The organism is Pseudomonas mendocina (assembly GCF_003008615.1).
Taxonomy (GTDB): Bacteria; Pseudomonadota; Gammaproteobacteria; order Pseudomonadales; family Pseudomonadaceae; genus Aquipseudomonas; species Aquipseudomonas mendocina_C.
This window is the reverse complement of record NZ_CP027657.1, coordinates 2,534,441-2,554,878: the sequence shown is the minus strand read 5'-3', so window position 1 is coordinate 2,554,878 and position 20,438 is coordinate 2,534,441. Positions and strand designations below refer to the sequence as shown.

The 20,438-nt window shown below is 63.9% G+C and carries 21 protein-coding genes; 12 read left to right on the top strand and 9 right to left on the bottom strand.

What is annotated here, in order from left to right; translation table 11 throughout:
- The first annotated feature begins 90 nt into the window (after positions 1–90).
- Positions 91–1,152 (top strand): fatty acid desaturase, encoded by a 1,062-nt coding sequence (locus C7A17_RS11855; protein WP_106738221.1) that lies wholly within the window; start codon positions 91–93, stop codon positions 1,150–1,152.
- Positions 1,153–1,354: 202 nt separating this feature from the next.
- Positions 1,355–4,234: an EAL domain-containing protein gene (locus C7A17_RS11850; protein ID WP_106738220.1), complete on the top strand. Its 2,880-nt coding sequence runs from the start codon at positions 1,355–1,357 to the stop codon at positions 4,232–4,234.
- Here the strand turns inward: C7A17_RS11850 and C7A17_RS11845 are convergent.
- From C7A17_RS11845 to rpmB, 3 genes are all read right to left on the bottom strand, one after another.
- Positions 4,222–5,436, bottom strand: a complete 1,215-nt coding sequence (locus C7A17_RS11845; RefSeq protein ID WP_106738219.1) for an HDOD domain-containing protein — start codon at positions 5,434–5,436, stop codon at positions 4,222–4,224. The genes C7A17_RS11850 and C7A17_RS11845 overlap by 13 nt on opposite strands.
- A 275-nt stretch (positions 5,437–5,711) precedes the next feature.
- Positions 5,712–5,867 carry a 50S ribosomal protein L33 gene (rpmG, locus tag C7A17_RS11840; RefSeq protein WP_003464575.1) on the bottom strand — a complete coding sequence of 52 codons (156 nt, stop codon included), beginning with the start codon at positions 5,865–5,867 and terminating at the stop codon, positions 5,712–5,714.
- A 10-nt stretch (positions 5,868–5,877) separates the two neighbouring features.
- Positions 5,878–6,114, bottom strand: a complete 237-nt coding sequence (gene rpmB / locus C7A17_RS11835) for a 50S ribosomal protein L28 (RefSeq protein ID WP_003242523.1) — start codon at positions 6,112–6,114, stop codon at positions 5,878–5,880.
- 354 nt (positions 6,115–6,468) lie between these two features.
- Here rpmB and C7A17_RS11830 point away from each other — a divergent pair, with 354 nt between their 5' ends.
- Positions 6,469–8,040: an ABC transporter substrate-binding protein gene (locus tag C7A17_RS11830; protein WP_106738218.1), complete on the top strand. Its 1,572-nt coding sequence runs from the start codon at positions 6,469–6,471 to the stop codon at positions 8,038–8,040.
- Between the two features lie 50 nt (positions 8,041–8,090).
- A complete protein-coding gene (locus tag C7A17_RS11825) occupies positions 8,091–8,591 on the top strand; it encodes a hypothetical protein (protein ID WP_234035911.1) in 501 nt (166 codons plus the stop codon).
- A gap of 3 nt (positions 8,592–8,594) precedes the next feature.
- Here C7A17_RS11825 and radC read toward each other — a convergent pair whose 3' ends face one another.
- On the bottom strand, positions 8,595–9,269 hold the full coding sequence (gene radC, locus C7A17_RS11820) for a RadC family protein (protein ID WP_106738217.1): 675 nt from the start codon (positions 9,267–9,269) through the stop codon (positions 8,595–8,597).
- Positions 9,270–9,409: 140 nt separating this feature from the next.
- On the opposite strand from radC, the gene coaBC reads away from it, so the two are divergent.
- The 6 genes from coaBC to C7A17_RS11790 all read left to right on the top strand — a co-directional run bounded on the left by coaBC (position 9,410) and on the right by C7A17_RS11790 (position 15,296).
- Positions 9,410–10,618: a bifunctional phosphopantothenoylcysteine decarboxylase/phosphopantothenate--cysteine ligase CoaBC gene (gene coaBC / locus C7A17_RS11815; RefSeq protein WP_106738216.1), complete on the top strand. Its 1,209-nt coding sequence runs from the start codon at positions 9,410–9,412 to the stop codon at positions 10,616–10,618.
- Between the two features lie 2 nt (positions 10,619–10,620).
- Complete coding sequence (dut, locus tag C7A17_RS11810) at positions 10,621–11,076, top strand: dUTP diphosphatase (protein ID WP_106738215.1); 456 nt, start codon at positions 10,621–10,623, stop codon at positions 11,074–11,076.
- A gap of 1,233 nt (positions 11,077–12,309) precedes the next feature.
- On the top strand, positions 12,310–13,704 hold the full coding sequence (gene algC, locus C7A17_RS26915) for a phosphomannomutase/phosphoglucomutase (RefSeq protein ID WP_199796448.1): 1,395 nt from the start codon (positions 12,310–12,312) through the stop codon (positions 13,702–13,704).
- 26 nt (positions 13,705–13,730) lie between these two features.
- Entirely contained in the window at positions 13,731–14,636 is a 906-nt protein-coding gene (argB, locus tag C7A17_RS11800) for an acetylglutamate kinase (protein ID WP_106738213.1), read from the top strand.
- 25 nt (positions 14,637–14,661) lie between these two features.
- On the top strand, positions 14,662–14,850 hold the full coding sequence (locus C7A17_RS11795) for a hypothetical protein (RefSeq protein ID WP_106738212.1): 189 nt from the start codon (positions 14,662–14,664) through the stop codon (positions 14,848–14,850).
- Positions 14,847–15,296, top strand: a complete 450-nt coding sequence (locus C7A17_RS11790) for an acyl-CoA thioesterase (RefSeq protein ID WP_106738211.1) — start codon at positions 14,847–14,849, stop codon at positions 15,294–15,296. The genes C7A17_RS11795 and C7A17_RS11790 overlap by 4 nt, the downstream gene beginning before the upstream one ends.
- 95 nt (positions 15,297–15,391) lie before the next feature.
- On the opposite strand, the gene C7A17_RS11785 is transcribed toward C7A17_RS11790, so the two are convergent.
- Both C7A17_RS11785 and pyrE read right to left on the bottom strand, forming a co-directional pair.
- Positions 15,392–15,982: a DUF4124 domain-containing protein gene (locus tag C7A17_RS11785; protein ID WP_106738210.1), complete on the bottom strand. Its 591-nt coding sequence runs from the start codon at positions 15,980–15,982 to the stop codon at positions 15,392–15,394.
- A 20-nt stretch (positions 15,983–16,002) separates the two neighbouring features.
- Positions 16,003–16,644 carry an orotate phosphoribosyltransferase gene (pyrE, locus tag C7A17_RS11780; protein WP_013717752.1) on the bottom strand — a complete coding sequence of 214 codons (642 nt, stop codon included), beginning with the start codon at positions 16,642–16,644 and terminating at the stop codon, positions 16,003–16,005.
- Between the two features lie 80 nt (positions 16,645–16,724).
- Here pyrE and C7A17_RS11775 point away from each other — a divergent pair, with 80 nt between their 5' ends.
- Positions 16,725–17,504, top strand: a complete 780-nt coding sequence (locus tag C7A17_RS11775) for an exodeoxyribonuclease III (protein ID WP_106738209.1) — start codon at positions 16,725–16,727, stop codon at positions 17,502–17,504.
- Between the two features lie 52 nt (positions 17,505–17,556).
- On the opposite strand, the gene C7A17_RS11770 is transcribed toward C7A17_RS11775, so the two are convergent.
- From C7A17_RS11770 to rph, 3 genes are read right to left on the bottom strand one after another with little or no spacing between them, the layout of a single operon-like run.
- Positions 17,557–18,243 (bottom strand): tetratricopeptide repeat protein, encoded by a 687-nt coding sequence (locus C7A17_RS11770; RefSeq protein WP_106738208.1) that lies wholly within the window; start codon positions 18,241–18,243, stop codon positions 17,557–17,559.
- A gap of 58 nt (positions 18,244–18,301) precedes the next feature.
- On the bottom strand, positions 18,302–18,673 hold the full coding sequence (locus C7A17_RS11765) for a DUF4870 domain-containing protein (RefSeq protein WP_106738207.1): 372 nt from the start codon (positions 18,671–18,673) through the stop codon (positions 18,302–18,304).
- 27 nt (positions 18,674–18,700) lie between these two features.
- Positions 18,701–19,420 carry a ribonuclease PH gene (gene rph / locus C7A17_RS11760; protein WP_106738206.1) on the bottom strand — a complete coding sequence of 240 codons (720 nt, stop codon included), beginning with the start codon at positions 19,418–19,420 and terminating at the stop codon, positions 18,701–18,703.
- A gap of 139 nt (positions 19,421–19,559) precedes the next feature.
- Between rph and C7A17_RS11755 the strand changes: the two genes are divergently transcribed.
- Positions 19,560–20,423, top strand: coding sequence for a YicC/YloC family endoribonuclease (locus tag C7A17_RS11755; RefSeq protein WP_106738205.1), 864 nt, complete (start codon positions 19,560–19,562; stop codon positions 20,421–20,423).
- Positions 20,424–20,438 lie beyond the last annotated feature (15 nt).

Below are 20,438 nucleotides of genomic sequence, written 5' to 3'. Positions count from 1 at the left end.
TCCGGTAGGCAGGTTGGCGTGCAGGGTCGGGCAATCAGACGTTCGTCACGGCACAGTGAAGTCACAGACCGAGAACAAGAGGATGTCGGCATGTCCCCCTCCCCCGCAAGCCTTAATGACCAGCAACGCGCCGCGTATATCCGCGAACAGGTGATGGCGCACGGCAACGCCCTGCGCCAGCGCTATCCGATCCTGCAGCATCAGGACGCACTCGGCGCCGGCATCCTGGCCTTGGCCCTATGCGGCATGATCGGCTCCGCGGCGCTGTACATAGGCGGCCATATGCCCTGGTGGGCGTGCCTGCTGCTCAATGCCTTCTTCGCCTCGCTGACCCACGAGCTGGAGCACGACCTGATCCACTCGATGTATTTCCGCAAGCGGGCGCTGCCGCACAATCTGATGATGACGCTGGTCTGGCTGGCGCGACCGAGCACCATCAACCCCTGGGTACGCCGTCACCTGCACCTCAACCACCACAAGGTTTCCGGCAGCGAAGCCGACATGGAAGAACGCGCCATCACCAATGGCGAGCCCTGGGGCTTCGCCCGCCTGCTGATGGTCGGCGACAACATGATGAGCTCCTTCATCCGCTGGCTGCGGGCGAAGAATCCGGCGCATCGGCGGATGATCCTGAGCCGCACGCTGAAGGTCTATGCGCCACTGGGACTGCTCAACTGGGCGACCTGGTACCTGTTCCTCGGCTTTCATCTGCTCGACTGGGCCAGCGCGGCCCTGGGTGCCCCTATCAGCTGGTCGGCCGGTACGCTGGCGACCATGCAGGTGGTGAACATCGCCGTGGTGGTACTGGTCGGCCCCAACGTGCTGCGGACCTTCTGCCTGCATTTCGTCAGCTCCAACATGCATTACTACGGCGATGTCGAGCCGGGCAACGTGATCCAGCAGACCCAGGTGCTCAACCCCTGGTGGCTGTGGCCATTGCAGGCGTTCTGCTTCAACTTCGGCAGCAGCCATGCGATCCACCACTTCGTGGTCAAGGAACCCTTCTACCTTCGCCAGTTGACCGTGCCCTTCGCCCATCGGGTGATGCGCGAAATGGGCGTGCGCTTCAACGACTTCGGCACCTTCACCCGCGCCAACCGCTGGACACGCCGCCCGCAGGCGCAAGCGGACGAGCATACCCAGACCGCATGAGCGACGATCCACTGCCGTGGCGCATCGGGCGGCACGGCAGTGGCGGCAGAGCACTTGCGACCGGTCATTCGTCGCACCATCCCGGCGGATGAGACCCGCAGCGCAATCATCGCGCCAGTAGTCGGCTAGAATTCACCAGCGCCCGACCGCTCCTGCGTCACCGGACTTCGGCGCCCTCGTAGTAGCCATGAGGCCGCCCTGGATGGTTCACCCGCTCCGCTCATTGATCGTTCTGCTCTGCCTGGTCTTTGCCCTGACGGCACGGGCCGGTGATGCGCTGCCGTTGCTGCAGCTCAGCGCCGCCGATCTGGCCAGCCCGGTGGCCATCGAGCACAGCCTGCTGCTGGAAGATCCCAGCGCCCAGCTGACCGCCAGCGAAGTGCTGCAACGCATCGCCAGCGAGGGCCACGCCGTTCAGGGCACGGCACGCATCGGCTATTCGCGCAGTGCCTGGTGGCTGGCGGTGCGCATCCAGCCCCCGCCTGCCGAACGCATGCAACTGATCATCGGCCAGACTTTTCTCGACGATCTGGAAGTCTGGCTGTTCGACGGCGACACGCCGCTCGGTTCTCTTTACAGCGGTGCACAACGTCCCTTCGCCGAACGCGGCGAGCCTTATCCACAGTTCCTGCTCAACCTGCCGCGCCTGGGCGAGGGACCTTACAGCCTGCTGCTGCGCGTGCAAAGCGACTCGGCGATCAACCTGCCCCTGCAACTGGTCGGCGCCGAGCAGGGCCAGCAACTGATCGCCCACAGCTGGCTGCAGAGCGGCCTGCTGATCGGCGTACTACTGGCCCTGGCGCTGTTCTATCTGGTCAAGTACAGCACCCTGCGCGAACCGCAGCTGGCCTACTTCAGCCTCACCGCGCTGTGCGTGGCGCTGTACAACACCAGCCTGTACAACCTGGCCGGGCTGCTCTGGCCAGAGTGGACGGTGCTGCCCAAGCTGCTGATCAACCTGCCAACGGCGGGGATGATGATCTTCAGTTCGTTGTTCATCGCCAGCGCCCTGAACCTGCGGCTGGGGCACCTGCGCTGGCTGCGCGACGCGCTATTCGCCGCGACCCTGCTGGTCTGCGTTGGCGGGTTGCTGGTCGAACATCCCGCCGCCTACCAGACGCTGAATCTGCTGACCCTGGCGACCGGCCTGTACCAGTTGCTGCTGATGGTGCTTGGCGTCTACCAGCGCCGGCCCTACGCCCCCGGTTATCTGCTGTGCTGGAGCGCCGCCCTGGTGCTGATGCTGCTGGTACCGCTGAGCCGTGCCGGGGTAATTCCGCTACCCGCGGGGTTCTACGCGCTGTACGCCTACCTGCCGGCATTGAGCATGCTGCTGTTCGGCGCCCTGCTCGACAAACAGCTGGAGCGCGTGCGGCGCGTGCTGCTGAGCAGTCAGGAACAGGCCATCGACAATCTGGAGCAGTACCAGGCGCTGTTTCGCCACAGCGGTGAAGGCATCTTTCGCTGCCGACGTGATGGCAGCCTGCTGGAGGCCAACCCGAGCCTGGAGCGTCTGCTCGGTGGCGATGCTCCCGTAACCGATCTCAACGGCTTGCCGTTGCAGCGCCTGCTCGGCGAACAGCAATGGAGCACCCTCCTGCATCAACTCGACGCCGAGAACGGTGCGGTCAGCTGCGAGTGCCAGCTGTATGACCTGCAACAGCATGCTCACTGGATCTATCTATCGCTGCATACACGACCGCAGCAGGATTGCATCGAAGGCATCGTGGTCGACCTCAGCGAACGCCGGGCGCTGGAAGAACGCCTGCAACACCTGGCCGCGCATGATGCCCTGACCGGCCTGCTCAACCGTCGCGAACTGGAAAGGCTGCTGTCCGATACCCTCAATGGCACGAGCAAGCAGCGCTTCAGCCATCTGCTGCATCTGGGTCTGGATCGCTTCAAACAGGTAAACGATCTGTGCGGCCATTCCGCTGGGGATCAACTGCTGCGCCAGTTGGCGAGCCAACTCAGCCACCAGTTGCCACGCCATGCCGAACTGGCGCGTGTCGGCGGCGACGAATTCGCCATCCTGCTGCGTGAAGTAGACGACGAAGCCGCACTGAACCAGGCCGAGCAATTTCGCCGTGCAGTCGAGCAATTCGTCTTCACCTGGCAAGGCCGGCCGTTCCGCCTGCACGCCAGTATCGGACTGCTCGCCCTCAGCTCCGGCGTACGCGACTGGGAAACCGCGCTGAACTGGGCCAACAGTGCCAGCCAGCTGGCCAAGCACCAGGGCCGCAACCGCGTACAGCAGTTCAATCCGGCCGACGGTGCACTGCTCGAACATCAGCGCCAACTGCAGTGGATCACCCGCCTGCGCGAAGCCACCGAGCGAGGACACTTCGAGCTGTTCTTCCAGCCGGTGCAGGCTCTGCAAAGCGCCGCCAGCGGCCTGCACTACGAAGTGCTGCTGCGCTACCGCGACCCACAGAGCGGCGACTGGATCAGCCCGGCACAATTCCTCGACGCCGCCGCACGCTACGATTTCCTCGGTGCCATCGACCGCTGGGTGATCCAGAACCTGTGCGCCTGGCTGGCCGCCAACCCTCGTCACCTGGCGCAACTGGCCCAGGTCAACGTCAACCTCAGCGCCAGGTCACTGCTCGACTGCAGCTTCCATCGCCTGCTGCAGGACGAACTGCAGCGCCATGGTCTGCCGCCCAGCAAACTGTGCATCGAGGTCACGGAAATGGTCGCCCTCGGCGAGCTAGGCGTTTCCGCACAGTGGATCGAGGAGCTGCGCAGCAAGGGCCTGAAAGTCGCCCTGGATGACTTCGGCAGCGGCTTCGCCTCCTACGCCTACCTGCGTCACCTGCCGTTGGACATTCTGAAGATCGACGGCAGCTTCATCAGCGGCATCGAGCACGATCCGATCAACCAGGCCATGGTTGGCTCGATGCGGCAGATCGCCGGGCAGCTCGGCCTGCTGACCGTCGCCGAGTTCGTCGAAACCCAGGCCAGCCTGGATTGCCTGCGCCGCCTCGGCATCGACTACGCGCAGGGCTATTTCGTCGGCCGCCCGCAGCCGTTGCGACAACTGGCCGACGATGCGCGTCGCCACGGCACTCAGGAAGCCTGATAGAGCTCCGCCGGCACACGCTCCAGCAAACCCGGATCGAGCCTTAACATACGTACGCAGCGCGCTTCGGCCAGACTGGCTGGCGGTTCGCTGTTCGGCAGGGCCAGCAGCAGACCGCTGAGATTGAGCACCAGAGCCTCGCGCGAGAACACTCCACTGCCCAGTCCGTAGAACGCCGCGATCAACTCGCGTAGGCCGAAGGGCAAGCGCCAGCGAATACGCAACGCAGAACCGAAACTCGCCGAGCGGCGCAGCATGGCATCCTCGATCTGCTCGTTGCTCAGTTCCCCCCCGGCCTCCTGCCAGTCCTGCAGGCTGCGCAGCAGGGCCAGTTCGCCCAGGTTGTGCAGCAGACCGGCGGTGTAGCAAAGCTCGGCGTCCAGCTTCAGCTCGACGGCCAACCAGCGCGCTAGTTCGGCGCTGCGCCGTGCTCGCTGCCAGGCGTGCGCGGCCAACTCAGCCAATCGCGGGTCGCGCAACTGGGCATTACGCTGCAAGGCCAGGCCCAGCACCAGGTTGAGCGTGCGCGCCACACCCAGGCGTGGCAAAGCCTGAGCCAACGTCTGACAGGGCGTACCCTGGTGCTGCGCGGCGCTACTGGCAGCGGCGATCAGCAGCGCGGTGATCTGCGGATCACTGCCGAATACCGCCTCCAGCTCACCCAGATCCTGCTCGCCGGTCTGCAAGCCCTGGCTGACGGCGTTGCGCACATCGCTGAGCAAAGGCGCGCCCTGCCCCTCCTCGCGCACCGTATCGAGGAAATCGCGCAGCTCACTGAGCAGCAAGGCCGGGCGCGCCTGCACCGTCTCATCCGCCGACGGCAACAGACCACGCAAACGCTGACGCAGGCTCTCGGCATTGAAGGGTTTGGCCAGGTAGGCACTGGGCGCCAGCGGGCGGGCGGCACGCACGCTGCGGGCATCGAGGCGCCCACTGATCAGCACGAAAGGCAGCGCTGGCGTTCGCGGGTGACGGCGCAGCTGACGCAGCAGTTCGACACCGTCGAGCCCAGGCAACTCACCGTCAGCGATCACCAGATCAGGCAAGCGCCGCTTGCAGCGTGCCAGTGCCGCCTGGCCATCGCTGACCCGCAGTACGCGAGCATCGCCGCGTATATCCAGCACCAGTTGCTGAAGCAGATTGGCTGTCCAGGGATCGGCTTCGGCGATCAGGACTTCCACGGAATGAGCTGAAGCGGTCATGCGTGCCTCTGGCGAACGACGAAGAATGGTGCCCGAACCCGCATGCGCCCGCATTCAATACAAACCTGAGGGATGAGTCAGTTCCATGGCAACGCCGCAGTCTAAACCCAGGCTTTGCACCACGTCAGCTTATGCGATAGAGCTGCGCAAGAAATTGCTCGGTGTCAGTTGAGTAGAGAGCGGCTCCCGCCGTTGCGCAGCGACGGTTCATCCAGAATGCCAGGCACAAAAAAGCCCGCCGGTGAGGGCGGGCTTCTTCGACGGCAGCCGATCAATTACTTGATCTTGGCTTCCTTGTACATCACGTGCTTACGTACGACCGGATCGAATTTCTTGATTTCGATCTTGTCGGGGGTGGTGCGCTTGTTCTTGTCGGTGGTGTAGAAGTGGCCGGTACCGGCGCTGGACACCAAACGGATCAGTTCACGCATGACTCTCTCCTTAAACCTTTTCGCCGCGAGCGCGCAGCTCAGCCAGCACTACGTCGATGCCACGCTTGTCGATAACGCGCATGCCTTTGGCAGATACGCGCAGACGCACGAAGCGCTTCTCGGACTCGACCCAGAAGCGATGGTGCTGCAGGTTCGGCAGGAAACGACGACGGGTTTTGTTGTTTGCGTGGGAAATGTTGTTCCCTGTTACCGGACCCTTACCGGTAACTTGACAGACTCTCGACATGCCTCAGCCCTCTAAAACCACATGCCCAACCCGGCATGGGTTGGCCGCTTAAACTCAATGTCATTGGCGCTCGGCGCCGCGTTTCTCGAGGGTCTTACCGGGCGCACTACAAAGCACAAGAACCGGGCCCCTAGAAAAGAGCGCTGCTTTATACCAGAAAGCCCTGGGTGCAACAAGGGAAAGCGCAGGATAAAACACTCGGGCAAAACCGCAGACCCAGTAGAGCCCAAGGCTTGAGGCCGCCAACGAGAATCGACCGCTCGTCGCCTAGCCCCGGTATTCAGCGCCCGACAAATCGACTAGGGTTAGAGGCTTGCCGCCGGCGTACCGGCCCCCGGATATAAGGAGCTCTCCATGCGCCTGCTACTCGCCACTCTCTTGTGCACCCCGATCCTGGCCCAGGCTGCCACCCTCAGTGTTTGCACCGAAGCCAGCCCTGAGGGCTTCGACGTGGTGCAGTACAACTCGCTGACTACCACCAATGCCTCGGCCGACATGTTGATGAATCGCCTGGTGGAGTTCGATGCCGAACAGGGCAAGCTGCTGCCAAGCCTGGCGAGCAGTTGGTCGGTCTCCGAAGATGGCCTGGTCTACGACTTCCAGTTGCGTGACGACGTGCCGTTCCACCAGAGCGCCGACTTCAAGCCCAGCCGCAAGCTGGCCGCCGAAGACGTGCTGTTCAGCTTCCAACGCATGCTCGACCCGCAACATCCCTGGCACCAGGTCGCCGCCAGCGGCTATCCCCACGCCCAGTCGATGCAGTGGCCAAGCCTGATCGCCAAGATCGAAGCCCCGGATGCACACAGCGTGCGCATCACCCTGAACCGCCGCGACGCCACCTTCCTCGCCACGCTGAGCATGGGCTTCGCCTCGATCTATCCGGCCGAATACGCCGCCCAGCTACTCGCCGCTGGTACGCCGCAGAAGCTCAACAGTGCGCCAGTGGGCAGCGGCCCGTTCGTCTTCGAGCGTTACCAGAAGGACGCCGCCGTGCGCTACCGCGCCAACCCGGATTACTTCGCTGGCAAACCAGGCGTGGATCGCGTGATCTTCGCCATTACCCCGGACAGCAACGTACGCCTGCAGCGCCTGCGCCGCGGCGAATGCCAGATTGCCCTGTCGCCAAAACCGCAGGACGTGCAGGCCATCGCCGGCGACGCCAAGCTCAAGAGCGAGCAGACTGCAGCCTTCATGACCGCCTTCGTCGGCATCAACAGCCAGCATGCGCCGCTCGACAAACCGCAGGTACGCCAGGCGATCAACCTGGCCTTCGACAAGGCCAGCTACGTCAAGGCCGTGTTCGAGGGCAGCGCCGAGCCGGCGCAAGGCCCCTACCCGGCCAATACCTGGAGCTACGCCAAGGATCTGCCCGGCTATGCCCATGATCCCGCAAAAGCCCGCGCCCTGCTCGCCGAAGCAGGCCTGCCCGACGGTTTTAAGACCACCATCTGGACACGTCCGTCCGGCAGCCTGCTCAACCCCAACCCCAACCTTGGCGCACAACTGCTGCAAGCCGACCTGGCGAAGATCGGGGTCGCTGCCGAAATCCGCGTGATCGAGTGGGGTGAGCTGATCCGCCGCGCCAAGGCCGGCGAGCACGACCTGCTGTTCATGGGCTGGGCCGGTGACAACGGCGACCCGGACAACTTCCTCACGCCGCAATTCTCTTGCGCGTCGGTGGAGTCCGGCCTCAACTTCGCCCGTTACTGCGATGAAACGCTGGACAAACTCATCGCCGACGGCAAGGCCAGCAGCGACCAGGCAGAGCGCATCCGCCTGTATCACGAAGCGCAGAAGATCATTCAGGAACAGGCGCTGTGGCTGCCGCTGGCCCACCCCACCGCCTTCGCGCTGCTCAGCGACAAGGTGCAGGGCTACAAGGTCAGCCCGTTCGGCCGCCAGGACTTCTCACGGGTGGCATTCTGAGCCTCGCCGCACGGCTGCTGCCCGAGTATCAGTTCAGCGAGCGCCATCAGTTGGACATCGGCGCAACGCCGGGCGCCATCCTCGATACCGTCGCCACGCTGGACGCCGAGGACGACCCGCTGATCCGCCGCTGCCTGCAACTGCGTGAGGCACCGGCCCGCCTGGCGCTCAAGCTGGGGCTGCGTAACGCCCTGCAGCACACGCCCAGGTTCGGCATGCATTCGTTCAGCCTGTTGGCACGCGATGCCGACCAGGCGGCCTACGGCTTGATCGGCCGTTTCTGGCGCAGCGACTTCGGCCTGCTGCCGTGTGCGGATGGTGAGACCTTTCGTGGATTCAACGAACCCGGCGTGGCCCGACTGCTGCTGGGCTTCCGATGCGAACCGGCCACCGACGGCAACACCCGACTGATCACGGAAACCCGCGTGCATTGTCCGGATCGCGCCAGTCGCCTGGCATTCACACCTTACTGGCTGGCCATCCGCCCAGTCAGCGGATTGATCCGTCGGCGCATACTCAGCAACATCAAGGCGCGAGCCGAGCACCTCTGACGGCTACATCCACCCCAGCTCGGCCATGGACAGCGGCTCACCATCACCGACGATGAAGTGATCGAGCACCCGCACCTCCACCAACGCCAGCGCATCCTTGAGCCGCTGGGTCAGTACGCGGTCGGCCTGGCTGGGCTCCGAGACACCCGATGGGTGGTTATGGGTAAGGATGACGGCTGCCGCATTGTTGGCCAGCGAACGTTTGACCACCTGCCGCGGATAAACGCTGGCGCTGTCGATGCTGCCGCGAAACAGCACCTCGAAGGCCAGCACGCGATGCTTGGCATCCATAAACAGACAACCGAATACCTCGTGCGGCTCGTGACGCAGCTGCGCCTTGAGGTAATCACGCACGGCCTGCGGGCTTTCCAGCGCCGAATCACGGCGCAGGCGTTCGGCCAGATGCCGCCGCGACATCTCCAGCACCGCCTGCAGTTGTGCGTACTTGGCTGGCCCCAGGCCCAGGTGCTGGCTGAAGCCTGCCAGATCGGCCTCCAGCAGGGTTCGCAGGCTACCGAACTCGCCCAGCAGGTGCCGCGCCAAATCCACCGCGCTCTTGCCGGTCACCCCGGTACGCAGGAAGATCGCCAGCAACTCGGCATCGGTCAGCGACGCCGCACCTTGCTCCAACAGTTTCTCCCGCGGACGCTCCGCCGCGGGCCAATCGCGAATGCTCATGTGTCACCTCCATGTCGAGCCATACGCCCGCTGATCCGCTGCGGGCGCTGTGCTATCGTAGCCCATCTTTTTACACGGGGCCGGCCTGGGGAGGCGTTGGTCACGTGGCGCACATCCACCGGTATATAAAAGGCAGGCCTATGCAGCGGCTGTATCGCAAACGCATCATCGTCGGCGTCGGGGGCGGTATTGCTGCCTACAAGAGCGCCGAACTGGTTCGCCGACTCAAGGATCAAGGCGCCGAAGTCCGTGTGGTGATGACCCAGGGCGGACGCGAGTTCATCACCCCGCTGACCCTGCAGGCGCTTTCCGGCCACCCCGTGCACCTCGACCTGCTCGACCCGGCCGCCGAAGCGGCGATGGGGCATATCGAGCTGGCGCGCTGGGCTGACCTGATCCTCATCGCCCCTGCCACCGCCGACCTGATCGCGCGTCTGGCCCAGGGTGTGGCCAACGACCTGCTGACCACTCTGGTACTGGCCACCGACGCCCCCGTCGCCCTGGCTCCGGCAATGAACCAGGCGATGTGGCGCGACGAGGCCACGCAAGCCAACCTGGAACTATTGCAGCAGCGCGGCATGCGCCTGTTCGGCCCGGCATCCGGCAGCCAGGCCTGCGGCGACGTCGGCCTCGGCCGCATGCTCGAACCCAACGACCTGGCTCACCTGGCCGCCGATTGCTTCCAGCGCCAGGCGCTGGACGGCCTGCATATCCTGATTACCGCCGGCCCGACCCAGGAAAACATCGACCCGGTGCGTTACATCACCAACCACAGCTCCGGCAAGATGGGTTTCGCCCTGGCCGAGGCCGCCGCCGAAGCAGGCGCCAAGGTCACTCTGGTCAGTGGCCCGGTACACCTGCCGACCCCGGATCGGGTTGACCGCATCGATGTGGTCAGTGCCCGCGACATGCTCGCCGCCTGCGAAGCGGCCATGCCCTGCGACGTGCTGATCGCCGCCGCCGCGGTGGCCGACTACCGCCCGGAAGTGGTCGCCCAGCACAAATTGAAGAAAGACCCCACCAACGGTGAAGGGATGCTCCTGCAAATGGTGCGCAACCCGGATATCCTCGCCACCATCGCCGGCCGCGAGGATCGCCCGTTCAGCGTGGGCTTCGCCGCCGAAACCGAGAACCTGCTGGAATACGCCTCGCGCAAACTGCGCGACAAGAATCTCGATCTGATCGTGGCCAATGATGTGGCCAACCCCAGCATCGGCTTCAATAGTGAAGAGAACGCCATCACCGTGATCGACCGTGGGCTGCAGCAAACCAGCTTCGCCCAGACCAGCAAGGGCAAGATCGCCCGCCAGTTGATCACCCTTATCGCCGAACGACTGAACAAGAACTGACCATGCACGCTCTGCAAGCCAAGATCCTCGACCCCCGCCTCGGCCAGGAATTCCCGCTGCCGCAATACGCCACGCCCGGTTCGGCCGGCCTCGACCTGCGCGCCATGCTCAAGGAAGAGATCGTCCTCGAGCCGGGTCAGACGGTACTGATTCCAACTGGCCTGTCGATCTACATCGGCGACCCCGGCCTGGCCGCGCTGATCCTGCCGCGCTCGGGCCTGGGCCACAAACACGGCATCGTCCTCGGCAACCTGGTCGGCCTGATCGACTCGGACTACCAGGGCGAGCTGATGGTGTCGTGCTGGAATCGCGGCCAGACGCCTTTCACTATCGCCATCGGCGAGCGCATCGCGCAGTTGGTGCTGGTGCCCGTGGTGCAGGCGCATTTCGAGCTGGTCGAACAGTTCGACGAGACCCAACGCGGCGCTGGCGGCTTCGGCCATTCCGGTAGCCACTGATTCATCCCACCACAGGACGACCCGCCGAGGAGCACCGACGTGAAACTCTTCAAGCGTAGCGCCAAGGAAGCCGACCCCGCCGCCAGCCTGGTGCAGAGCAAACCCAAGAGCCCGGCCGCCAAACCCTCGCTGGGCCCGCTCCTGCCTGGCCTGCTGGCCGCACTGCTCGGCGTCGGCGCAGGCGGCGCGCTGCTGTGGTTCATCGATAGCAGCGGCAATCAGGCGCGCCAGGCGCAGCTGACCCAGGCCATCGGCAGCAACCAGGCCGCCGCGGTGCAACAAGCACTCAAGCAACTGCAGGCCGACAGTCTCGCGGCGGCGCGCAACCCGGAACTGCTGCAGGCGCTGCAGAGCGGCGACAGCCTGCAGGTCAGCGAGGCCGAACGGCGCCTGGGCTATTGGGATGGAGTGATTGATGCCCACCTCAACCGCCGCGGTGAAGCCGTGCAGAACACCACTCGCGCCGCGCCGATGAACTTCGCCGGCTTGGACATGCTGCGCCGCGCCGAAAGCGGCCAGCAACCGGCGGTCGAAGCCTATCGCGTCGGTCAGCGCTGGCTGGCCTACAACGCCGTGGTGCTGCGCGTCAGCGACAGCCAGCCGGCCCAGGGCACGCTCATGCTGGCCTTCGACCTGCAACGCCTGCTGGCGGCCCTGCCAGCGCTTCCTGACGAGTACGGCCAGGTGCAACTGGTGCAACAGTTCGCCAACACCCCGGCGCAGGTGCTGCTGCAACGCGGTCAGCCTGGCGACGGCGCGGCGCAAACCTTTGCCACCGGCAACCCCTACTGGAAGGTGAGTTTCACCCCTGGCCCCGGTCTGGCACAGGACAGCATTCCGCTGCCGATGCTTGGCCTCGCGGCGCTGCTGGCATTCGGCGGCGCCCTGATCGGCCTGATTCTGGTGCAGGGCGCTCTGCAACGGCGGGTCAATGGCGATGCCCAGCAGCTTGGGCAAATGCTCAAAGAACTCTCCGCCGGTAAGAACGTCAAAGCCTTCAGCCTCAGCGTACCGGCGCTTGATGCCCTGGCCCAGAGCCTGGCGCGACTGCCACGTCGCAGCAGCCCTGAAGGCAGCAGTACCCCCGTTAAAGGAACAGCCGCGGCCCCCGCCGCTCAGCCGGCAGCCAAACCGGCGGAGCTGGTCGACCCGCTGTTTCAGGACACCGATATCCTCGATATCGACATTCTCGATGAAGACCAGGATCTCCTGGGACTGGAGCAGAGCCCCGCAATGAGCAACCGCCAAAGCGCCCCGAAACTTCCCGCCGATATTTTCCGCGCCTACGATATTCGTGGCGTGGTCGGCGACACCCTGACCGCCGAGTATGCCTACTGGATCGGCCGTGCCATCGGCTCGCAGAGCCTGGCTCAGGGCGAACCCAAGGTCATCGTCGGCCGTGATGGCCGCCTGTCCGGCCCCGAACTGCTGCAACAGCTGGTACAAGGCCTGCTCGACTGCGGCTGCGAAGTCACCGATATCGGTATGGTGCCGACCCCGGTGGTGTACTTCGCTGCCAACGTGCTGGAAGGCCGCTCGGCGGTCATGCTCACCGGCAGTCACAACCCGCCGGACTACAACGGATTCAAGATCATCATCGCCGGCGACACCCTGGCCAACGAACAGATCCTCGCGCTGAAGACGCGCCTGGATAACAACGACCTGGCCAGCGGCGTTGGCAGCGTGCAGCAGGTCGACGTCCTGCAACGCTACTTCAAGACCATCCGTGACGACATCGCCCTGGCCAAACCGCTGCGCGTGGTAGTCGACTGCGGCAACGGCGCCGCCGGCGTGATCGCCCCGCAACTGATCGAAGCCCTGGGCTGCAGTGTGATTCCATTGTTCTGCGAAGTGGACGGCACCTTCCCCAACCACCACCCGGATCCGGGCAAACCGGAGAACCTGGTCGACCTGATCGCCCGCGTCAAATCCGAGAACGCCGACCTGGGCCTGGCCTTCGACGGCGACGGCGACCGCGTCGGCGTGGTGACCAACACCGGCAACATCGTCTACCCCGACCGCCTGCTGATGCTGTTCGCCAAGGACGTGGTCTCGCGCAACCCCGGCGCCGACATCATCTTCGACGTCAAATGCACCCGTCGCCTGACCCCGCTGATCAGCGGCTACGGCGGTCGCCCGGTGATGTGGAAGACCGGTCACTCGCTGATCAAGAAGAAGATGAAGGAAACCGGTGCCCTGCTGGCTGGCGAAATGAGCGGCCACATCTTCTTCAAGGAGCGCTGGTACGGTTTCGACGACGGCATCTACAGCGCGGCCCGTCTGCTGGAAATCCTCAGCCTTGAAAAGCGCAACGCCGAGCAGGTGTTCAGCGCCTTCCCCAACGACATTTCCACGCCGGAAATCAACATCAAGGTCACCGAGCAAACCAAGTTCGGCATGATCGAACGCCTGCAGCGCGAGGGCCAGTGGGGCGAGGCGAACATCACCAGCATCGACGGTGTACGCGTCGACTATCCCAAGGGCTGGGGCCTGATCCGCGCCTCCAACACCACGCCGGTGCTGGTGCTGCGCTTCGAAGCCGAAACCCAGGAAGAGCTGGAGCGCATCCAGGATGTGTTCCGCGCGCAACTGCTCAAGATCGTCCCCGACCTGCAACTGCCCTTTTGACCGATTTGTTCCAGGAGCCCCCCTGCATGACCCTCGAGCGTGACGCCGCCGCACAGGTTGCCAAGGTACTGTCCGAAGCCCTGCCCTACATTCGCCGCTTCGTCGGCAAGACCCTGGTGATCAAGTACGGCGGCAACGCCATGGAAAGCGAGGAGCTCAAGCAGGGCTTCGCCCGCGACATCGTGCTGATGAAGGCTGTCGGCATCAACCCGGTGGTGGTGCACGGCGGCGGCCCGCAGATCGGTGATCTGCTCAAGCGCCTGAGCATCGAGAGCCACTTCATCGACGGCATGCGCGTCACCGATACCGCCACCATGGACGTGGTGGAAATGGTTCTCGGCGGTCAGGTCAACAAGAGCATCGTCAATCTGATCAACCAGCATGGCGGCAGCGCCATTGGCCTGACCGGCAAGGACGCTGGCCTGATCCGCGCGAAGAAGCTCAAAGTCAGCCGCCAGACGCCGGAGATGACCCAGCCGGAAATCATCGACATCGGTCATGTCGGCGAGGTCACCGGAGTCAACACCGACCTGCTCAACATGCTGGTCAAGGGCGACTTCATCCCGGTCATCGCGCCCATCGGCGTCGGCCCGGACGGTGAGTCCTACAACATCAACGCAGATCTGGTGGCCGGCAAGGTGGCCGAGGCGCTGAAAGCCGAGAAGCTGATGCTGCTGACCAACATCGCCGGCCTGATGAACAAGCAGGGCGACGTGCTCACCGGCCTGAACACCGAACAGGTCAACGAGCTGATCGCCGACGGCACCATCTATGGCGGCATGCTGCCGAAGATCAAATGCGCCCTGGAAGCGGTGCAGGGTGGCGTGACCAGCTCGCACATCATCGATGGCCGTGTGCCCAATGCGGTGTTGCTGGAAATCTTCACCGATATCGGCAACGGCACCATGATCAGCAATCGCAAGCGCCCTTGAACAGCGGCCGCTACGCGGCCTTCTGATGACCCTCTCCCTCTGGGAGAGGGTATTGCAAGCGCACCGTCAAAGCAGTGCGCACGGCGCACCCTACGAGATGACGCCGGCCATCGAGCACGTTTATCGCAGGCCATCCGCGCGCCAACTCGGACTTGCCGCAATCCTGCCCAACACGCACGCCCGCCAGGCAACCTTCATCGAGGAAAGCCCATGAGCAGCCTGCCCGAGGCCAGCCAGTTCACCTTCTTTCACGCCTTGCGTGTGCGCTGGGCCGAAGTCGATCCGCAGAGCATCGTCTTCAACGGCCACTATCTGACCTACGCCGACGTTGCCATCACCGAGTACTTCCGCGCGCTGGGCGTCGCCTATCCGGGCGATCTGGCACAGGACGGCGGCGACTTCTTCGCCATTCGCACCCTGCTCGAATACCGTGCGCCAGCGCGCTTCGACGACCTGTTGCAGATCGGTATCCGCAGCGCGCGCCTGGGCCGCTCGAGCCTGACGTTCGCCCACGGCATCTGGCGCAACGGCGAATTGCTGACCAGTAGCGAGATCGTCTACGTGCACGCTGACGGCGCAACACGCAGCAGCGCACCGCTGCCGCAGTGGCTCAGGGAAAAGATCCTGGGGTTCGAAGGGACGACACCGGACGGCGCGTAAGCCGGACTCGCGAAGCAGTACACCGTGAAATGGCGGTGGACACCGAACCGGCGGGCTGTTCGCTACGCTACGAGCGGCCGGCGTCCCGGTACGCCCTATTGCTCGCCGAACAACTCAGCCAGGCGCGCGCGATCCGCGGCAAAACCGGCCTCGGCCTGAGTGCGTGCTTCTTTATAACGGGCGATATCACGCAGCAGGCGCTGCTGCTCGTCCTTGAGGTTGTTGATCTGCGCCAGCAGCTGTTCCGGCACCTGGCGCCCGGCACGCTCGTGATCGGCGGCCTGGCTCTGCAGGTTGGCCTGCTGGGTGCGCACCGACTGCAGGTTGCCACGCGCGACGCTGGTGACGCTGTCGAGCTCGGCCAGCTTGCGTTCGCGGGCGCGGTCGACATCATCGAGGTTGGTGTACAGGCGCAGCAGTTGGGCATCGCTGCTGGCGCGGGCCTTGTCCGCCTGCATACGAGCGAATTCTTCCGGCGTCGGCGCAGGCGGAATCACCCGCACCACACGGCCCTGATCGTTGAGCACCTCGTAACCCTTGCCGATGAACTCAGGCGGCACGCCCTGGCGACTGAGCACCGTCACACCCTTGTCGTCGACGTAGCGATACAGTTCGGCAGCCACTCCAGACAACGGCAGCAGCAGGCTACAGAGCAGCGTACAGCGGGTCAGGAGCGGTGCAGGCATAGGACTACCTTGTGCTAGGGCTAGATTCCGTACTCGGCACGATAGGCTTCGACGGCCGGCAGATATTGCTTCAGTTCAGCATCCCCTGCCAGATATTCCAGTACCTGTTCGAGTGACACGATGCTCACTACCGGCATGCCGAAATCGCGCTCGACTTCCTGAATGGCGGACAGCTCGCCCTGACCACGCTCCTGGCGGTTCAGCGCAATCAGTGTGCCGGCAGCCTGGGCGCCCTGGCCCTGGATGATCTGCATGACCTCACGAATCGCGGTGCCGGCAGTGATCACGTCATCGACGATCAGTACGCGGCCCTTGAGCGGCGCACCGACCAGGGTGCCACCTTCGCCATGATCCTTGGCTTCCTTGCGGTTGAAGCACCAGGGCAGATCACGCTGATGATGCTCGGCCAGCGCCACTGCAGTGGTCGCCGCCAGCGGAATGCCTTTGTAGGCCGGGCCGAACAGCACGTCGAAGTCGATGCCGCTATCGACGATGGCAGCCGCATAGAAGCGCCCCAGTTGCGCCAGTGCCAGACCACTGTCGAACAGACCGGCATTGAAGAAGTAGGGGCTGGTACGCCCGGACTTGAGGGTGAACTGGCCGAAACGCAGAACCCCGCGCTCGATGGCAAAACGGATGAAATCACGCTGGTACGCTTGCATGAAAAGTCTCGGGCGGCACGGATTTAGCTAATTGAGGTGAGCTCGGGTATCATACATGCATGTGTTTTTGGGGGCCATTTATGCGGATCATCAGTGTGAACGTGAATGGTATTCAGGCTGCGGCCGAGCGAGGTTTGCTCAGCTGGTTACAAGCCCAGAATGCCGACGTGATCTGCCTGCAGGACACCCGCGCCTCCGCCTTTGAACTGGACGACCAAGCCTTCCAACTGGATGGCTATTTCCTCTATGCATGCGATGCAGAAGTACCCAGCCAAGGCGGCGTGGCACTTTACTCGCGGTTGCAACCCAAGGCGGTAATCAGCAGCCTCGGCTTTGAAATGGCCGACCGCTACGGGCGCTACCTGCAGGCCGATTTCGACAAGGTAAGTATTGCCAGTCTGCTCCTGCCATCGGGCCGGGACGGTGACGAGAGCTTGAATCAGAAATTCAAGTTCATGGACGACTTCACCCACTATCTGGACAAGCAACGGCGCAAACGACGCGAGTACATCTACTGCGGCTCGCTGCACGTGGCACACCAGAAGATGGACGTGAAGAACTGGCGCGACTGCCAGCAATCACCCGGCTTCCTGGCACCTGAGCGCGCCTGGATGGATGAGGTGGTCGGCAACATGGGCTATGTCGACGCCCTGCGCGAAGTCAGCCGCGAAGGCGACCAGTTCAGTTGGTGGCCGGATAACGAGCAGGCGGAAATGCTCAACCTGGGCTACCGCTTCGACTACCAGTTGCTCACTCCGGGCATGCGCCGCAGCGTTCGCAGCGCCCGCCTGCCGCGTCAGCCGCGCTTCTCCCAGCATGCGCCGCTGATCGTCGACTACGACTGGATTCTCAGCGTCTGATCGACACCCATGAAAAAGCCGGCATTTCGCCGGCTTTTTTGTATCCGCCGCGTCACTCTTGCATCTGAGCCAAACCCGCCTCCGCTTGCGCCAGCAGGTGCTGCACATGCTCGTCGTCGGCGTAACGCTGGTTCAAGTCGAGCAGATGGGTTCTGGCCTGCTCGTACTCCTGCAAGGCAAGCAGGTTCCGCACGAGGACGATCTCGGTGATGCGCCCCGGTTCGATCTCGTAGGCAGCCTGGTTGTAGATCAGCGCCTTGCGGTAGTCGACGTACTGCTCGCCGTTATCCCCGAGATAAACCAGCCCCAGCACATTGTTGGCCGCCAGATTGCGCGGCGCCAGGGCGATCGCCTGCTCCAGCCGCACCACCGCCTCAGGCACCTTGCCCAACATCAGCTCGGCATCCGCCATGTTCACCAGATAGTCGTAGGAACCCTCGGGATAGAACGCTGCAGCCTTGGCGGCGTATTCACCGGAACGCGGATAGTCACCCAGCTCGTAGTAACCCAGCGAGATATAGCGCAAGGCATAGGCCTTCTGCGCATCGCTCGCCGCCGGGCTCGCCACCAGCTTCTCGAACTTGGCGATCGCCTGCTCGGACTGCCCATCATCGTGGAGGCGCTCGGCTTCGACCCTCAGCACCTGCAACTGCGCCTGCTCGGCAAGGCCACCAGCGGCCTCGCCGCATCCGCCAATGGCCATGCACAGCAACGCGGCGAGCAGAACCCGTACATTCATTGTCTTTCACCTTCCCTGTTCAGATCAGAGGGCCGTAGACCCTCTCGATGTACATGTCCTACTTCACCAGCCGCCAACTGAATGGGTAGCGATAATTCTGCCCTTCGTTGGCCTTGATCCCGGCAATGATGGTCAGAACCAGCGCAGCCAGCCCCAACAGCATCAGTAGCGGGAAGCCAATCACCACCACCATCAGGATGAAGCAGACGACGGCGGCCAGCGCCACGCTGATCTGAAAGTTCAACGCTTCCTTGCCCTGCGCGTCGACGAAGGGATCCAGATCCTTCTTGATCTGCCACACGATCAGCGGGCCGAGCAGATTGCCGAAGGGGAACACCAGCCCAAGAAAGGCGGCGAAGTGACAGAACATCGCCCACTGACGCGCCTCATGGCTGGGCGTCGGAACCGGGTTTTGCATATCGTCGTTCATGCGGGTGCTCCTTGCGCGGTTTAAGGCTCAGTCGACCAGAGCGGCCTTCTGCAGTTCAAAGATCTCGTTCATGCCCTTCTGCGCCAGGGCCAGCATGGCGTTGAACTCATCAGGCTGGAACGGTGCGCCTTCGGCGGTGCCCTGCACTTCGATGAAGCCGCCGGCATTGGTCATCACCACGTTGAGGTCGGTCTCGGCGGTAGAGTCTTCCAGGTAATCCAGATCCAGCACCGGCTCGCCCTGGTAGATGCCGACCGACACCGCCGCGATCATCTGCTTGAGCGGCTCGCCCTTCAATGCGCCACGCTTCTTCAGCACTTTCAGGGCATCGATCAGCGCCACCATGGCGCCAGTGATCGAAGCGGTGCGAGTGCCACCGTCAGCCTGGATCACGTCACAATCGACGTACAGGGTGTTCTCGCCCAGCTTGCTCATGTCCAGTGCCGCGCGCAGCGAACGGCCGATCAGGCGCTGAATCTCCAGGGTACGGCCACCCTGCTTGCCACGGCTGGCTTCGCGCTGGTTACGCTCGCCGGTGGCGCGCGGCAGCATGCCGTACTCAGCGGTCAGCCAACCCTGGCCCTGGCCCTTGAGGAAGCGCGGCACGCCCGACTCGACGCTGACGGTGCAAATCACCTTGGTATCGCCGAACTCCACCAGCACCGAGCCCTCGGCGTGCTTGGTGTAGTTGCGGGTGATGCGAATCGAGCGCAACTGATCGGCGGCGCGGCCACTGGGACGTTTCATCGAGCGATACCTACTTCATTAAGTGAAAACAGTCCGCATTATAGGGGCGGGGCGGCTGCGGCGACATGCCGAATTGGGTAGGGTCGGTTCACTGCGCTACAATCCTGCGTTTTTCGAGCCGACTTCCGCGAGGTATCCCATGGTTCACAGCATGACGGCCTTTGCCCGCAACGAGCAGGCAACCGCCCACGGCACCCTGAGCTGGGAACTGCGCTCGGTCAATCATCGCTACCTGGAGCCGCACCTGCGCCTGCCGGAAGCCTTCCGCGACCTCGAAGGCGCCGTACGCGAAGCCCTGCGCCAGGGCCTGTCGCGCGGCAAGGTGGAATGCACCCTGCGCTTCGCCGAAGAAAGTGCCGGCAAGCCACTACAAGTCGACAGCGAGCGCGCGCGCCAACTGATCACTGCGGCCGAGCAGGTCGCTGCACTGATTCAGCAGCCAGCACCCCTCAACCCGCTGGAAGTGCTGGCCTGGCCCGGCGTGCTGGTCGCCGACTCGGCTGATCCACAGGCGCTGAATGCCGCCGCACTGAAGCTGTTCGATCAGGCGCTGGACGAACTCAAGGCCGGCCGCGCCCGTGAAGGCGCGGAGCTGGCCAAGCTGCTCAACGAGCGCCTCGACAGCATCCTCGACGAAGTCGCTGCCCTGCGCCAACTGGTGCCGCAGATGCTCGCCGGGCAACGCCAGAAGATCGAAACCCGCTTTGCCGAGATGCAGGCCGAACTCGACCCGCAACGCCTGGAGCAGGAGCTGGTTCTGCTCGCGCAGAAGAGCGACGTGGCCGAAGAGCTGGATCGTCTCAGCACTCACGTCAGCGAAGTGCGTCGCGTGCTCAAGGCCGGCGGCGCCGCCGGTCGGCGCCTGGACTTCCTGATGCAGGAACTCAACCGCGAAGCCAACACCCTCGGCTCCAAGGCCTTCGACCCGCGTAGCACGCAGGCCGCCGTCAACCTGAAAGTGTTGATCGAGCAGATGCGCGAGCAGGTTCAGAATATCGAGTAATGCCAGCCAGACGGC

Coding starts and splice junctions, on each gene's coding strand:
- C7A17_RS11855 (WP_106738221.1), top strand. CDS start 91: ATGTCCCCCTCCCCCGCAAGCCTTAATGACCAGCAACGCGCCGCGTAT.
- C7A17_RS11850 (WP_106738220.1), top strand. CDS start 1,355: ATGGTTCACCCGCTCCGCTCATTGATCGTTCTGCTCTGCCTGGTCTTT.
- C7A17_RS11845 (WP_106738219.1), bottom strand. CDS start 5,436: ATGACCGCTTCAGCTCATTCCGTGGAAGTCCTGATCGCCGAAGCCGAT.
- rpmG (WP_003464575.1), bottom strand. CDS start 5,867: ATGCGTGAACTGATCCGTTTGGTGTCCAGCGCCGGTACCGGCCACTTC.
- rpmB (WP_003242523.1), bottom strand. CDS start 6,114: ATGTCGAGAGTCTGTCAAGTTACCGGTAAGGGTCCGGTAACAGGGAAC.
- C7A17_RS11830 (WP_106738218.1), top strand. CDS start 6,469: ATGCGCCTGCTACTCGCCACTCTCTTGTGCACCCCGATCCTGGCCCAG.
- radC (WP_106738217.1), bottom strand. CDS start 9,269: ATGAGCATTCGCGATTGGCCCGCGGCGGAGCGTCCGCGGGAGAAACTG.
- coaBC (WP_106738216.1), top strand. CDS start 9,410: ATGCAGCGGCTGTATCGCAAACGCATCATCGTCGGCGTCGGGGGCGGT.
- dut (WP_106738215.1), top strand. CDS start 10,621: ATGCACGCTCTGCAAGCCAAGATCCTCGACCCCCGCCTCGGCCAGGAA.
- algC (WP_199796448.1), top strand. CDS start 12,310: ATGAGCAACCGCCAAAGCGCCCCGAAACTTCCCGCCGATATTTTCCGC.
- argB (WP_106738213.1), top strand. CDS start 13,731: ATGACCCTCGAGCGTGACGCCGCCGCACAGGTTGCCAAGGTACTGTCC.
- C7A17_RS11795 (WP_106738212.1), top strand. CDS start 14,662: ATGACCCTCTCCCTCTGGGAGAGGGTATTGCAAGCGCACCGTCAAAGC.
- C7A17_RS11790 (WP_106738211.1), top strand. CDS start 14,847: ATGAGCAGCCTGCCCGAGGCCAGCCAGTTCACCTTCTTTCACGCCTTG.
- C7A17_RS11785 (WP_106738210.1), bottom strand. CDS start 15,982: ATGCCTGCACCGCTCCTGACCCGCTGTACGCTGCTCTGTAGCCTGCTG.
- pyrE (WP_013717752.1), bottom strand. CDS start 16,644: ATGCAAGCGTACCAGCGTGATTTCATCCGTTTTGCCATCGAGCGCGGG.
- C7A17_RS11775 (WP_106738209.1), top strand. CDS start 16,725: ATGCGGATCATCAGTGTGAACGTGAATGGTATTCAGGCTGCGGCCGAG.
- C7A17_RS11770 (WP_106738208.1), bottom strand. CDS start 18,243: ATGAATGTACGGGTTCTGCTCGCCGCGTTGCTGTGCATGGCCATTGGC.
- C7A17_RS11765 (WP_106738207.1), bottom strand. CDS start 18,673: ATGAACGACGATATGCAAAACCCGGTTCCGACGCCCAGCCATGAGGCG.
- rph (WP_106738206.1), bottom strand. CDS start 19,420: ATGAAACGTCCCAGTGGCCGCGCCGCCGATCAGTTGCGCTCGATTCGC.
- C7A17_RS11755 (WP_106738205.1), top strand. CDS start 19,560: ATGGTTCACAGCATGACGGCCTTTGCCCGCAACGAGCAGGCAACCGCC.